General features: G+C 70.9%; 11 protein-coding genes. 6 read left to right on the top strand and 5 right to left on the bottom strand.

All coding sequences use genetic code 11. The features are described 5' to 3' along the window. Positions 1–67 precede the first annotated feature (67 nt). Together J2W78_RS03005 and J2W78_RS03000 are read right to left on the bottom strand one after the other, a co-directional pair. The gene (locus J2W78_RS03005; RefSeq protein ID WP_253367939.1) at positions 68–1,948 is read right to left on the bottom strand and encodes a S9 family peptidase; all 1,881 of its coding nucleotides are present in this window, start codon (positions 1,946–1,948) and stop codon (positions 68–70) included. A gap of 67 nt (positions 1,949–2,015) precedes the next feature. Next, positions 2,016–2,933, bottom strand: coding sequence for a L,D-transpeptidase (locus tag J2W78_RS03000; protein ID WP_253367937.1), 918 nt, complete (start codon positions 2,931–2,933; stop codon positions 2,016–2,018). Positions 2,934–3,273: 340 nt separating this feature from the next. Between J2W78_RS03000 and J2W78_RS02995 the strand changes: the two genes are divergently transcribed. The 4 genes from J2W78_RS02995 (at position 3,274) to J2W78_RS02980 (ending at position 10,204) form a co-directional block, all read left to right on the top strand. Beyond that, entirely contained in the window at positions 3,274–3,534 is a 261-nt protein-coding gene (locus J2W78_RS02995) for a hypothetical protein (RefSeq protein WP_253367935.1), read from the top strand. A gap of 125 nt (positions 3,535–3,659) precedes the next feature. Further along, positions 3,660–4,925, top strand: a complete 1,266-nt coding sequence (locus tag J2W78_RS02990; RefSeq protein WP_253367933.1) for an exonuclease SbcCD subunit D — start codon at positions 3,660–3,662, stop codon at positions 4,923–4,925. An 11-nt stretch (positions 4,926–4,936) separates the two neighbouring features. Continuing rightward, positions 4,937–8,683, top strand: a complete 3,747-nt coding sequence (locus J2W78_RS02985) for an AAA family ATPase (protein WP_253367930.1) — start codon at positions 4,937–4,939, stop codon at positions 8,681–8,683. 261 nt (positions 8,684–8,944) lie between these two features. After that, complete coding sequence (locus J2W78_RS02980) at positions 8,945–10,204, top strand: MFS transporter (protein WP_253367928.1); 1,260 nt, start codon at positions 8,945–8,947, stop codon at positions 10,202–10,204. Between the two features lie 81 nt (positions 10,205–10,285). Here J2W78_RS02980 and J2W78_RS02975 read toward each other — a convergent pair whose 3' ends face one another. Together J2W78_RS02975 and J2W78_RS02970 are read right to left on the bottom strand one after the other, a co-directional pair. After that, entirely contained in the window at positions 10,286–11,053 is a 768-nt protein-coding gene (locus J2W78_RS02975) for a ComF family protein (protein WP_253367926.1), read from the bottom strand. A gap of 29 nt (positions 11,054–11,082) precedes the next feature. Beyond that, positions 11,083–11,310 carry a hypothetical protein gene (locus J2W78_RS02970; RefSeq protein WP_253367924.1) on the bottom strand — a complete coding sequence of 76 codons (228 nt, stop codon included), beginning with the start codon at positions 11,308–11,310 and terminating at the stop codon, positions 11,083–11,085. 201 nt (positions 11,311–11,511) lie between these two features. Here J2W78_RS02970 and J2W78_RS02965 point away from each other — a divergent pair, with 201 nt between their 5' ends. Together J2W78_RS02965 and J2W78_RS02960 are read left to right on the top strand one after the other, a co-directional pair. Then, on the top strand, positions 11,512–12,405 hold the full coding sequence (locus J2W78_RS02965; protein WP_253367922.1) for a methyltransferase domain-containing protein: 894 nt from the start codon (positions 11,512–11,514) through the stop codon (positions 12,403–12,405). Beyond that, positions 12,402–12,758 (top strand): DUF427 domain-containing protein, encoded by a 357-nt coding sequence (locus J2W78_RS02960; protein ID WP_253367920.1) that lies wholly within the window; start codon positions 12,402–12,404, stop codon positions 12,756–12,758. Before J2W78_RS02965 ends, J2W78_RS02960 begins: the two co-directional genes overlap by 4 nt. Positions 12,759–12,766: 8 nt before the next feature. Here the strand turns inward: J2W78_RS02960 and J2W78_RS02955 are convergent, their stop codons facing one another. Further along, positions 12,767–14,311 carry a DUF6880 family protein gene (locus J2W78_RS02955; protein WP_253367917.1) on the bottom strand — a complete coding sequence of 515 codons (1,545 nt, stop codon included), beginning with the start codon at positions 14,309–14,311 and terminating at the stop codon, positions 12,767–12,769. Positions 14,312–14,317: the final 6 nt, after the last annotated feature.

Here is a 14,317-nt window from a genome sequence, read left to right as displayed (position 1 = left end):
ATCTCCGCGCGAGGACAGGCCATGCCGGCAATTTCCGCCGGCGTGGCCATACGATCGGGAGGCGCAACTATCCCTCCCGCACCACCTGCATCGACGTTCCCGCTGATTCGTTCGCTTGGATCGGCTCGCAGCGCCCCCCGAGATGGCGCGCCAAGAAGTCTTCCGCACGCGCGAAGAAGGCGAGCCGGTTGGCCGGGCGCACGAGGCCGTGGCCCTCGTCCAGGAACAGCAGGTAGGTCACCGGGATGCCGCCCCGCTCCATCGCGGCGACCATCTGGTCGGATTCGGCCTGCTTCACCCGCGGATCGTTGGCGCCCTGCACGATCAGCAGCGGCGCCTTGATCCGGTCGGCAAAGTAGACCGGGGAGCGCTCGCGGATGAGGGCCATGCCCTCCTCGGTGTCGGGATCGCCGATGGCGCGATGGAGTTGCGCCCGCATCGCCTCCCAGTAGGGCGGGATCGTCCGCACCAGGGTTTCGAGGTTGGCCGGGCCGACGAGGTCGATGCCGCAGGCGTAGGATCCCGGGTTGCGGGTCAGCGCCATCAGCGTGGCATAGCCGCCGTAGCTGCCGCCCATGATCGCCACGCGAGCGGGATCGGCCACACCCTGCGCCACGGCCCAGGCGACGGCATCGCTGAGGTCGTCGTCCATCCGCCGGCCCCATTCGCGGTCACCCGCATTGAGGAAGGCTTTCCCGAAGCCGGTCGAGGAGCGGAAGTTGACGCTGAGCGCGGCATAGCCGCGGTTGGCCAGCCATTGATGGATGCCGTCGAAGCCGAAGCTGTCGCGCGCCCACGGGCCGCCATGGACGAGCAGCACGAGCGGGCCGGGGCCCTGCGCATCGAGCGGGCGGGTCAGATACGAGACGAGATCGAGGCCGTCGCGGGAGCGGATGATCGCCGGGCTCATCGGGGCGAGCGGCGCACCCTCCAGCTCCGGACGGGCGCTGCCGAGCGAGCGCAGGCTCTTCGCCCGCCGATCGTAGATCGCAGCCTCGCCGACGCGGGTGTCGGCGCGGGCCACCACGATCCAGAGCGAATCGTCCTCGGTGCGGCTTGCCGGGTACCAGTCGCCGAGCCCCTGTGTTTCGAGGAAGGCGAAGTCGTCGGTGAAGCGCGGGTCGAGCACGTGCCAGGATTTGCGGGCATGAGTGACCGAGTAGGCCACCGGCTCGTGCGTCTCGGCATCCTGCAGCACCGCGCCGATATCCGCCTCCTCGTGCGCGGCGAGCACGCGGGTCTCACCGGTGGCGAGATCGATGCGGGTGAGCGCCGCGGTGTTGCGCCCGCGGCTGTCGCGGCAGAACAGGGCGGTGCCGGCCGCGTCGAGGTTCTCCGCGCCGGAGACGCGGGCATCCTCGGGCGGGAAGGTGAGCCACGGCTTCCATTTCGCGCCGTCGGGGGCGATCAACTGGCTCGAACCGTCCGGAAGGTTGCGGAAGGCGAAGCGCACCGTGTAGCGCTCGTCGATCAGGAAGCCGGCGAAGCCCGGATTTTCAGCCACCAAGCGGCGCTCGCCGGTAGCGAGATCGACGCTGTGCAGGTCGTGGAAGCGCGCGTCGCGGTCGTTGATCGCTACGAGCACGCGGTCGCGCACGATGCGGCTGAGGCCGACGATCGCCGCGGCGATGCCGGGGATCGGCGTCAGGTCGCGCCGCTCGCCCGTTTCGAGATCGACGGCGTAGAGGTGGTGGTTCTCGTCGCCGTCCGCGTCCTGCACGTAGAGGAGGTGGCGCCCGTCATAGGCGAAGGCATAGGCGTCGATGCCGCGGCGGCGGTCGGTCGTGACGGGCGCGGCCGCATCGAGATCGTCGATCGGTGCCGACCAGATGTTGAGAACGCCCTCATGCGGCGCCACCCAGCCGAGGCGGCGTCCGTCGGGGCTGATCTGATGGCCGTAGCGCGTCGGGTTGCCGAAGAGATGCGCGCGCGGGATCAGATCGACCATGATGTTTCCTCGTGTCCGGCGCCCGCCGTTCGGAGACGGGCCCCCGTGCGAGGAAACTATCGCGGGATCAGCCGAGCACCACCACCTTCGCGCCGACTTCGACACGGTTGAACAGGTCGATGGCGTCCTGATTGATCATGCGGATGCAGCCCGAGGACACGCTCTTGCCGATGGAGTGCGGCTCCAGCGTGCCGTGGATGCGGAACAGCGTGTCCTTGTTGTTCTGCCAGAGATACATGGCGCGGGCGCCGAGCGGGTTGCGGCTGCCGCCGGGCACGCCGAGACCGCTCTGCAACTTGTCGACCTCGCGGGCGAGGTCCGGCCTGCGAGCGATCATCTCCTTGGGCGGATACCAATCCGGCCAGGCCTGCTTCGAGTTGACGGTGGCGCTGCCCGACCACGAGAAGCCCTGCTTGCCCACGCCAACGCCGTAGCGCCGTGCCCGGCCGTTCGGCAGGATGAGGTAGAGGAAATGCGCCTTGGGATCGACCACGATGGTGCCCGGCGCCTCGTTGGTGCGGAACTCGACCTCCTGGCGCAGGTAGATCGGGTTGAACTTCTTGTAAGGAATCGCCTGGACCGGGAAGGGCTCGTTGGCGAGCGCCGCGTAGGCCCGCGTGTAGTCGATCGGGCCGTTATCGGGCTCCTGCGGCGGCACCGGATAACCGGCCTGCTGCTGGCGCGGCGTCTGGTTCGGCGCCTCGGCGGCGGGCGGCTCGCCCATGCGCTCGGCCCGGCGACGGGCATAGGCCTCGGCGTCGAGGTCCGTCTGCGTCTCGGGCACCGGCCGCCCGTTGCTGACCCGGCCGTTATAGGGAACGTACTGCCCGCCACGGCGGCGGTAGAGCTGGCCGTTGCCGTCCTGATAGAGACGGTCGTCGTCGAACCCGTCGAAACTTTGGGCGAGGACGTGACCCGGCAGGGTCGCGAGCCCGAGGCTCGTCACGGCTCCGAGAAGAAGCTTACGGCGGTTCTGAACTGACATGGATCGCTCGATCGAAGTGGCCGGGCCGGGAAACGTCTCCGGAATACGGGGAAACGGTCACGATCATCCGGGCCGGCTGAACTGCCCCGCTTGCTCCCTAGCAAGGAAGCGGCCGGGCGTCAGGGCCGAACGCAACCGTCACGGCTCCTGCACCGGCAAGTGTGCGAACATTGTGTCCGAAAGGTTACACGCACGTCCGCCATGCGCGGAATGAAGGGCTTTAACGATTTCGTAAAAAAGGTGCGGATTCCGGGGCGAATTGAGGACGGCGGCAATTGCATTGGCCGGCCCGGTCTCTAGATCCAGCGTAGCCGTTCGGCCCGACCACGGACCCCTTCCCTTGCGCGCCTCCCTCCTCCGCTCCTCGTTCGGATTGCTCTGCCTCGGCCTGATGCTGCCCGGCGAAGCCCTGGCCGCTTGCAAGGCCGCGCCCTCACGCCCGACGGGGACGGCCGTCGCGCAGTCAGCGGCAAAGCCGCAGCCGCTCGCGCCGCAGACCGCCTGGACCGCCGCCGAAGCCGCCAACTGCAACCGCGTGCGGCGCAAGCTCTGGCAGGCGGACGAGGGCTGGATCGTGAAGACGGTCACCGTCTGCCACTGATCCAGTTGACCGCGACTCACAAGAGATCCGGGCCTGCGGCCGGGACGCTCTCGAAGCCGGCGGGCTAACCCGCTACAAACCGCCGGAGGCGGCGACGGTCGCGGCCCCGGTGAGTGGCGTCCTCAGTGATCCGCGTTCTCCATACGGGTGATTGGCATATCGGCCAGACCCTGCGCGGCTTCTCCCGCGAGCGCGAGCACGACGCGGTGTTCGGCTACCTCGAGAGCATCGTCGTGGAACGCGAGGTCGATGCCCTTGTCGTGGCCGGCGACGTGTTCGACAGCCAGAACCCGTCCGGCGAGTCGCAGGCGCGGTTCTACACCTTGATGGCCCGCCTCCACGCGGCGCGGCCGGCCATGACCATCGTCATCACCGCCGGCAACCACGATGCCGCCGGGCGGCTCGAAGCGCCGCGCCCACTGCTTGAAGCGATTGGGGTCCACGTCGTCGGCAATGTCCGCCGCCGCGACGGCGCGATCGATCTCGACCGGCACCTCGTGCCGGTCCGCTCGGCCAACGGCGATGTGGCCGCACAGGTGCTCGCGGTCTCCTATCCCACCGCCGCCTGCCTGCCGCCGCTCTCGTCACTTGGTCGGGAAGCGTCACTTGGCCAGCAGCCCCGCATCGGCGAGACTTCGCCGATCGTGCGGGCGGTGCGCGACCTCTACGGCCAGCTCTTCGAAGCGGCCCGGCCGCGGCTCGCCGGCCTGCCGCTCCTCGTCACCGGCCATCTCCACGTGGCGGGCGGCCTCGAATCGGAGGGCGCGGAGCGGCGCATCCTCGTCGGCGGCGAGCATGCCGTGCCGTCCGACGTGTTTCCGGAGGAGGCGCGCTACGTGGCGCTCGGTCATCTCCACCGGGCGCAGGCGCTGGGCCGGGGACAGGTGCGCTATTGCGGCTCGCTGATGCCGCTCTCGGCGGCCGAGCAGCCCTACCGCCACGGGGTCACCCTGGTGACGCTCGGCGCGGGCGCGGCGGAGATCGAACATATCGAGATCCCGCGCCCCGTGCCGTTCCTGCGTCTCCCGGCATCGGGCGACATGCCGCTGGCCGATCTTGGCGACCATCTCGCCGCCCTGGCGCTTGCTCCCGATCTGCCGATGGACGCGCGGCCCTACATCCAGGTCCGGCTCGCCCGCGAGGGTCTGCTGCCGGGCTACCGCGCCGAGGTGGACCGCATCGCCGAGAGCTTTCCGGTCCGCGTGGTCGATGTGCGAGTGACGGTGCCGCCGCGGGCCGCGATCGAGATCGTGGAATCGGAGGCGCCACCGCCGCGCTTGTCCGAGCGCGACCCGGAGGAGCTGTTCCGTCTCGCCTACCGCGCCAAGTGGGACGAGGAGCCCGAGCCTGCCCATCTCGACGTGTTCCACCGCGCACGAGCGGACGCCTGAGGCTTTAGCACATGCGCATCCTCGCGATCCGCGGCGAGAACCTCGCGAGCCTCGCGGCACCCTTCGCGGTGGATCTCGCGGCCGAGCCGCTCGGTGCGACCGGCCTGTTCGCCATCACCGGCGAGACCGGCGCGGGCAAGTCCACCATCCTCGACGCACTCTGTCTCGCCCTCTACGGCCGCTATCCCCGCGTCGCCGTGACCCGCCGCGAGGACGTGCCCGATCCCGGCGGCGAAGCGCTGAGCGCCAGCGACGGGCGAGCGATCCTGCGCCGGGGCGCGGGCTCGGGCTACGCCGAGGTCGATTTCATCGGCCAGGACGGCGTGGCCTACCGCGTTGGCTGGGAGGCGTTTCGCGCCCGCAACCGGGCGACCGGGAAGCTTCAGGCGGAGCGGCGGCGCCTGCACCGGCTCGACGACGGCAGTGCTGTCGCCGCGGGCAAGACGCAGGTGCTCGACCGGGTGGTCGCGCTGACCGACCTGACCTTCGATCAGTTCCGCCGCACGGTGCTGCTGGCGCAGGGCGAGTTCGACGCCTTCCTTCTCGCCGCCGAGGGCGAGCGGGCCGAGCTTCTGGAGAAGATCACCGGCACGGCAATCTATTCCGAGATCTCGAAGCGGGTGCATCTCGGCTACGAGGCGCACCGCCGCGCGGTCGAGGCGCTGGAGGTCCGCCGCGGCGAAATCGGCCTGCTCGATGCGGAGGGGGTGTCGAGCCGCAGTATCGAGCGCGAGGCGTTGCGCGCCGGGGTCGAGGCGTGGCGCGAAGAGCAGGCAGCAATCGGCCGCATCCTCGAAACGGCCCGCCGGATCGCGGCCGCGCGCGCGGCACTCGCGGAGGCCGAACGCCGCGCCGCGTCGGCGGGTGAAAGCCTGGACGCAGCCGGACCGGACCGGGACCGGCTCGCCGAACTCGACGCGGTCGAGCCGCTGCGCGGACGGGCCGAGGCCCTGGGCGAGACCGCCCGCGAGCACGGCGAGGCGCAGGCGCGGGTCGAGGCGTCCGGTGCCCGTGTCCGAGCCGCGCAGGCCGCCGCTGAAGCCGTCGAGGGCAAGCGGGCGGAGGCGAATGCGGCGGACGAGGCGGCGGAGGCCGTCTTCAAGAGCTTCGGCCCCCTCTGGGACCGGGCCGCCGCGCTCGACGCGACCATCACCATCGCCGAGCAGGAAGCGGCCGGTGCGGCACAGGGCGCTCTCCGATCGGACGAGGCGGCGGCAGCGGCGGCGGCGGCACTGACGGCAATCGAGCGCCGGCTCGACGAGGCGCGGGCGGCTCGCGACGCCGCGGCCCGCCAACTCGACGCCGACAGCCGCCATGCGCCGCTGGCCGAACGCGGCGGCGACTTCGCCCGGCGCATCCGCGAGCGGGCGCGGCTCGACGCGCAGGCGGCGGCGGCCGGACAGGAAGGCGCGGCGCGGCGGGCCGAGATCGCCGGCTGCGACGGCGAGACGGAAGCCGGCGCTGCCCGGCTCGCCGCGTTCCGCGCCCGCCGCGAGGCCTTGGCCGGCGCGCGCGCGGAACGTGAAGCGGCGCTCGCTGCGCTCGCCGAGCCCGCCGCGCAGGCGCGCAGCGCCGCTCTCGAAGGTCTGCTCGATGGCCTGCGCGAGGCCTATGCCCTGGCCGGGCGCCACGGCACGGCGCTCGCCGACCGCGCCGCCGCCACGGAGGCCGAAGCGGAAGCCGGTCTGGTCGCGGCCGAGGCTGCCGCGCGCTACGCGGTGGAAGACCAAGCGTTGCACGAGGCCGGAGTTCGCCGCGCCGAGATCGCGCCCCTGGCCGAACTCGCCGAGGAGAGCGTCTCGCGCGAAGCCGCTCGGCTGCGCAGCCTGCTGGTCGCCGGTGGGCCCTGCCCTGTCTGCGGCAGCGCCGACCATCCCCACGCCCACGAATCCGATGGTGCGCTCGGTCGGCTCGCCGAGGAGATGCGGGCCCGCCGCACAGAACTCGACGCGCGGATCGCCGAGCACCAAGCGGCCCATGACCGCGCCCGCGGCGATCTCGCGGCGGCGGAGGGCCGGCGCGACGACGCCCAGGAGCGCGCCGCCGCTGCGGCCGAGGCAGCGGCGGCCGCCGCCGCCCGCTATCGCGCCACGCTTCCCGGTGTCCTAGCCTTGCTCGAAGCCGCCGGGCTCGCGGCCGTCCTGCCGCCGGGGCCCGATGCGCCAGCGCTGGCCGCGGCTGGGACGACCGCCCGAGCCGAACGCGATGCCACGCTGCACCGGCTTGCCACAGCGCGGACGCTGCGCGGCGAGATCGACGGCCTGATCCGCGAGCGCGACGCGGCGGAGGCGCGGTCCGAAGCGGAAGCCCGCGCGCTCGATGCCCTCACCCGGCGCCGGACCGAGGCCGGGCTCGCGGCCGAGCGCGCGGAGAGCGCGCGGGCCGCCCTCCTCCAGCGCGTCGCGGAGCTGGCGGATGAGATCGCGCCCGCCCTAAGCGCCGCCGATCTGAGCCTGGGTGATCTCGACCGTGCCCCGGAGATGTGTGCCGAGCGGGTCACGACGCTCGGGCGGGCTTACACGGCCTTACGGACCGGGCATGCCGGCCTGGAAGCGCAGCTCGGCGCCCTGGCGCCCGAACGGGCCGCCGCCGCATCCTTGCGGGAGGCCGAGACGCGTGCGGCCGTGAAGGCGCGCGCCGAGGCCGAGGAACGGCAGGCCCGCCTCGTTCAGGCCCGCGGGGAACGCGCCGGCCTTCTTGGCGGCGAACCGACCGGCCCCCACCGCACCCGGCTCAACAACGAGCGCCGCGCCGCCCGCGAAGCCCTTCAGGCCGCGCAGACGGCTTGCGCCGAGGCCGCCCGCGCGTTGACGGGTGCCGTCACCGACGAGGCCGGTGCCATCGCGGCCTCGGAGCGCGCCGCCACCCGCCAAAGCGCGGCCGAGGCGGCCTTCGTGCAGGCCTGCGGCGAGCGCGGGCGCGAGGCGGTGGCCGCGCTGCTCGCCGTACCCGCCGAGACCCGCGACGCGCTGCGCGCCGGTCTCGACCGGCTGGCGCGTGAGGCGGCCGAGACGCGGACCGCCCTCGCCACCCGCCGAGCGGATGTCCAGGCCCTGGACAGCGAGGCCGGGATCGACGTCGTCGCCGCTGAGGCCGAGGTGGCCCGCCTCGCCGAGGCCATGGCACAGGCGCAGCAACGCCTCGGCGCCCTCGATGCGGAGCTGCGGCGGGACGAGGCGGCCCGCGCCAAGGCCGCCGACCTCGCGGGGGAGATCGAGGCCGCGACGGCCGAGCTGACGACGTGGCACCGGGTCGAGGAGGCCATCGGCTCGGCGGGCGGCGACCGCTTCCGCCGCTTCGCGCAGGGGGTGACCCTCGATCACCTCGTGCATCTCGCCAACGATCAGCTTCGGGCCCTGAGCCCGCGCTACCGCCTCGCCCGCAGCGTCGGCGCCGACCTCGCCCTGCACGTTGTCGATCGCGACATGGGCGACGAGCGCCGGGCGACCCGCAGCCTGTCGGGCGGTGAGCGCTTCCTCGTCTCGCTGGCGCTGGCACTAGCTCTGTCCGGCCTGGAAGGGCGACAGTCCTTCGTCGATACGCTGTTCATCGACGAGGGCTTCGGCTCTCTCGACGCCGAAACCCTCGACCTTGCCGTCGACGCGCTCGAAACGCTTCAGGGCCGCGGCCGCAAGGTCGGTGTCATCACCCACGTTGCCGGAATGATGGAACGCATCGCCGTGCAGATCCGGGTGGAGAAGCGCGGCAGCGGCCGCAGCGTAGTCCGCGTGGTGGATCGCGGCGCTGCCGTCGTTTGAGGCAGCGTGGCCGCTGCATCGTTCATAGGCAGTGATGCTTGCGTCAGCGGCAAACAGCGGTCGCAGCCGGGTGCTGCCGCCGGTTTCTAGCAGGGAATGAGTTGGCACGCCGGCTGCATTGTGAGTGTCGCAGCCCTCGGGCGGCGAGCGGGGCAACGGCGCCTCGCGCTCGGACGGCGCATGTCCGGACACACTCTTCCGCATGAGAGACCGCGCCCGGCTTGCCCGAACGGCGCGTCTTCGAGCCCCACGAGCACGCCGATGGCATCCTTCAAGACCGTGATGAAGTCGGGCCACCCCCCGACCCTGTTCGCCGCCTTCCTCTATTTCGATTTCTGCTTCGCGATCTGGGTGCTCAACGGCGCCATGGGCCCGTTCATCACCGAGACCTACGGACTGACCCCGGCCCAGACCGGCTTCATGATCTCGCTTCCGATCCTGGCCGGCGCGATCATGCGCTTTCCGCTCGGGATTCTGGCCCAGTATATCGGCCGCAAGAACGCGGCACTGACGGAGATGGGCGTCATCGTTCTGGCGATGGCCTACGGCTTCTTCTTCGTCTCCTCCTACAACGACGTGCTCGCCATGGGCGTGCTGCTCGGTATCGCCGGCGCCTCGTTCGGCGTGGCGCTCTCGCTCGGCTCGGGCTGGTTCCCGCCGGAGCACAAGGGGCTCGCCATGGGCATCGCGGGTGCCGGCAATTCCGGCACCGTGCTCGCCGTGCTGTTCGCGCCGCCGCTGGCCCAGGCCTATGGCTGGCAGGCGGTCTACGGCTTCGCCGGCCTGGTGATGATCATCCCGATCCTCGTTATGATCGTCCTCGCCAAGGAGCCGCCGGACTGCCACGGCCAGAGCTTCAAGGAGCACGTCTCCTGCCTGTTCACCAAGGACGGCTGGTCGTTCTCGCTGATCTACATCATCACGTTCGGCGGCTTCATCGGCCTGTCGAACTTCCTGCCGACCTTCTTCTACGAGCAGTTCGCCGTCACGAAGGTCGAGGCCGGTCGCCTCACGATGCTGGCTGCCCTGATGGGCTCCGGCATCCGCATCCTCGGCGGTTACTTCGCCGACCGGATGGGCGGCATCCTCGTCCTCTCCCTGGTGCTGCTGGCCGCGATCGGTTCGTTCCTGGCGCTGACCACCACGCCCTCGCTCGCCGTGACGACGCTGCTGTTCATGCTCTGCTTCGCCGCACTCGGCGCAGGCAACGGCGCGCTGTTCCAGCTCGTCCCCTTGCGCTGGCCGACCAACACCGCGGTCGCCGGTTCGATGATCGGCGAGGTCGGAGCACTCGGCGGCGCGATCCTGCCCAACGTCATGGGCTTCTCGAAGCAGTATACCGGCGGCTTCGCCTCGGGCTTCGTGATCTACGCCCTGTTCACCGGCTTGGTGCTCGGCTGCCTGTTCCTGTGGCAGCGCAAGTGGGTCGGCGCCTGGGTCGGCCCCCGCGGCAAGGTGCTCGATCAGCCGGCCGAAGCGCAGGCTCAGGCCGGGGGCCGCATGGAGCCCGCGGGCGCGTAAAGCGGATCGGTCCGTCTCACAGGGATCGTTCGGACGGGGGCCTTCGCGGCCCCCGTTTCCGTTGGGGGCAACGGAATGGCCTTACAGCCCGTCCCGCGTCACCGTCGCGAAGGTGAGGAGATCGACGCTCGCCGCACCGCCGCGCAGCAGCACCCGTGCGGCAGCGTTGCCCGTTGCGCCCGTGGTGGCCACGTCGTCGATGAGCAGGAGGCGCCGTCCGGCGATCCGTGATCGCGCGGCTTCCGCCACGCGAAAGGCACCCTGAAGGTTCATCGCGCGCTGATGGCGGGTCAGGCCGACCTGAGGCCGTGTCGCCTTCACACGGGCGAGTGTCCGCAAATCGCACGGTGTTCCTGACACACGGGCGATCTCGCGGGCCAGCAAGGCCGATTGGTTGAAGCGCCGCCGCCAGAGGCGCAAGCCATGGAGAGGCACGGGCAGGATCAACTCCGCCTCGTCCAGCAGTTCACGCCCGGCTGAGGCCATCATGCGTGCCATGGTCCGAGCCAGATCGAGACGGTCATTGTATTTGAGACGATGAACGAGGTCGCGTGCGGTGCCCTCATACAGCGCAACAGCCCGCGCCCGACCAAAAGCCGGCGGCTCCGCGATGGCGCCGGGCGAAAGCAGGCGGCCGACGCCGAGATCGAGGGCAAAGGGCGTGCCGAGCCGCTCGCAATAGGGCCGCTCGATCAGCCGCAAACCGCTCCAGCAGGCGGCGCAGAGAGCGTGCGGCTGACCGGTCGCCGCTCCGCAGGACACGCAGGTCGGAGGATAGATCAGACCGATGACGGTCGAAGCGATGCGCCCTACGCCGCTCCACAGAGCGGGTCGTCCGGGCGCCGCCATCGATAGACGAATGTCGTCAAGCTACGCTGTCAGTGCGCGCCGTTTTGCTGAGCGCCCTGCTGAGCTGCCTTATCCCGCTTGTTCGCCTGATGCCGGCCGACGGCACAGCCAGCCGCGGCACCCATGACGCCGTGTCCGGCCATGTGCCCGGCCACGCCACCCACCATGGCGCCCTTCAGGCAACCCTTGGCCTCCGCGGTGCTGGCCAGCGCGACGGCGACAAGGATCAGAGCGGCGCGGATCAGAATCCGTGTCATCTTCAACCTCCTCGATCGACGAGCAAAACGGAGAGACCCGGATTCCGTTCCAAGGCCATCCCAACCGATGATAGTGCAGAGGCACGATTCGCGAAATCGTGAAACGGCGCCTGCACGAACAAAGAGATGCCTGCGGACACAGCGCCGGAGCCGAACTCACGCCCTGGCCGCCGCACCCTCGGATCCCCATCTCCCCGATCGATGAACGAGTCCGCCCCCCTGTTTGATCCCGCTCTCGTTCGCCGCCGCATCGCGCGTGCGCAAAGATCGGGTTATGCCGGCTTCCTGCTAGAGCGGGTCGCCGAGGATCTGGAGGATCGTCTTGCGGCGGTCACCCGCTCTTTTCCCGTCGCACTCGATCTCGGTACGCCGCTTCCCGTTGTGTCCGAGCGCCTATTGCAGAGCGGCCGGGTCGAGCGGATGATCCGCCTCGCTCCGATCTCTGAGCCAGCCGGCTCGGTGGTCGGCGACCCTGAAGTGCTGCCATTCGGTGGGAATGCCGGGTTCGACCTTGCGGTGTCGGCCCTGGCGCTTCAGCACGTCAACGATCTGCCGGGCGCCCTGCTGCAGGTGCGCCGGGCACTCAAGCCCGACGGCCTGTTCCTCGCCGGCCTGCTCGGAGGTGCGACGCTGACAGAGCTGCGCCAGGCCTTCCTCCAGGCCGAGAGCGAGATCGAAGGCGGCGTGAGCCCGCGCGTGGCACCTTTTGCCGAGCTGCGCGACCTCGGCGGCCTGCTCCAGCGGGCGGGCTTCGCCCTGCCGGTGGTGGACGCGGACACGATCACTGTGCGTTACGGCGACCCCTTCGCGCTGATGCGCGATCTGCGTGCCATGGGGCTGACCAACGCCCTGCACGACCGCCGCCGCGTGCCGCTGCGCCGGGCGACGCTGATGCGGGCCGCCGCGATCTACGCAGAGCGCTTTTCCGATCCGGACGGGAGGCTGCGGGCGACCTTCGAGATCCTGTGGCTGTCCGGCTGGGCACCGCATGAGAGCCAGCAGAAGCCGCTGCGGCCCGGTAGCGCCAAGACGCGGCTCGCGGACGCCCTCGGTGCCGCCGAGCATCGGTTTCCGATCCGGGAGGAGCCGGCATGAAGGAGCCCGGCCCCGCTCATCCGATCACCATCACGCCCCACCCGAGGCCCGTGCGGGTACGGCTCGGCGGGCGCGTCGTTGCCGAGACGCGGCGGGCGCTGAAGCTGTGCGAGGCGGGCTACGACCCCGTTCTCTACCTCCCGCGCGAGGATGTCGCTGCGGAGGCGCTTGCCCCGAATCCGCGGCGGACCTTCTGCCCCTACAAGGGCGAGGCCTTCTATCTCGACCTGAGCGTCGGCGGCGCGACCCAGGAAGCGGCGGCGTGGTCTTACGAGAACCCGTTTCCGGCGGTGGCGCGCATCCGCGGCCACGTCGCCTTCTATCCCGACCGGGTCGATGCGATCGAGGCTTGAGGGTCGCCCTACCCCTCAACCTGAGACCAGAACCCCGACTTGCGCCCATGCGCCTTGCGAAGCTGTGCCGCGTACTCGGCGTGGCTCGGCGTCAGATCGCCCGGCGCCAGTTCCCGCGCGAGTTCGCCCAGGCGCATCAGATGGCGGGCGCCGTGACCGTAGGCGGGCGAGCGGCCGCGTTCGAGGATGTCGTCGATGAGCGCGCGATAGAGCACGCTCGCCGCGAGCGGATGGTCCGGCTCCAGCGCTTCGGCGGCCGGGGCGAGCAACTCCCAGATCCGGCCCGACCATGCGTCGCGCCGATCGAGCACGAGGCGGGCGGCGCGGTCCAGATTCGGCCAGCGGATCAGGAAGTAGAGGCCGCCATGCGGGTCCTTGCGGTTCGCGGCGTGGGCGAAGGCGCGCTCCAGAGCCTCCTCGTCCTCGAAGTCCGGCAGGCGGGCGAGGTAATCGCGCAGGGCCTGCGGATCGAGGCTCTTCTCGAACCGCGACCAGCGTAAACCTTGCGCCTCGTCCTTGTGGCCGAGCGCGTCGAGGATGCGGATCTCGACCGCCTCGCGCTCGCGTTCCGGGCCGTCGGGATCGAAGCCGCCGACGATCAGATCCTCGCGGGTCATCACGACCGTGCCGCGCTTCTGCTTGCGGCGAATCCAGTCGAGGGCCTCGGCGGCGCGGCCTGCCGCGAGCAGCCGCTCGGCCACCGCCCCGAGATCGGGCCGCTCGGGCGACATCTCCAGTTCGAGGGCGATGAACGCGTCGGCGTCACCGCGGGCGTCGGCGATGACCTGACGCAGGCGGATGAGGCTCAGACGGTGGTAGCGCCGCTCCCATTCCTGCCCGGCCATCTCGAAGACCGCCGGCCCGGCCTTCTTCGTGGCCGATGCCGGAAGCTTGGCGAGGGCTTCGACGAGATGTGCGTCGAGCGGTTCGAGCGCGGCCTTCGGCAGCTTCGGCAGGAGATCGACCAGCAGGGCACCGACGAGGCCGAAGCCATCGTCGTCGAGACCGTCGAGTGCGCGGGTCGCGAAGCCCAGCGCGGCATCCGCCGAGAGCCCCGCCGCGAGGCCTGCGGCGGCTTCGGCGGCGGCCTCGTAGACGGCATGCACCTGTCCGGCGGAATCATCGACCCGCTCCAGCGTGGCGCTGGCGCTCTGGAGGAAGCGCAGCAGCCGGTCGAGGGCCATGCCGGCATCGAGCGGCTTCAGGTCGGAGAGGATGGTCGCGAGCGTGGCGTCGAGGTCGGAGGCGAAAGCCCGGCGCTTCTGCCAATCGATGTAGCCGCGGGCCTTTTCCAGCGCCGAGAGGCGGCGGTCGATCAGGGCCGCCACCCTGTCGGGTCCCTGGAGCGCGGCGATCGCGGCACTCACCCGCTTCTTGAACGGCGCGCTCTGGCCAACCTCTTCGAGGATCAGGGCGATGAGCCGCTCCTGGCTGAGTGCCGCGAGGTTTTCAGCCGTCGGCGTGGTGCTGCGGGATTTTTTGGGCGGCTTCGATTGGGTAGGCGCTTTCGCCGACACTCCACTCTCGACCGCCGCCTTCGCCCGTCGCGCCATCGTTTC

It is taken from the genome of Methylorubrum extorquens (assembly GCF_024169925.1).
In the GTDB taxonomy this organism is placed as follows: domain Bacteria; phylum Pseudomonadota; class Alphaproteobacteria; order Rhizobiales; family Beijerinckiaceae; genus Methylobacterium; species Methylobacterium extorquens_A.
Note: the sequence above shows the minus strand (reverse complement) of the source record. Positions and strands in the feature narration are given on the sequence as shown.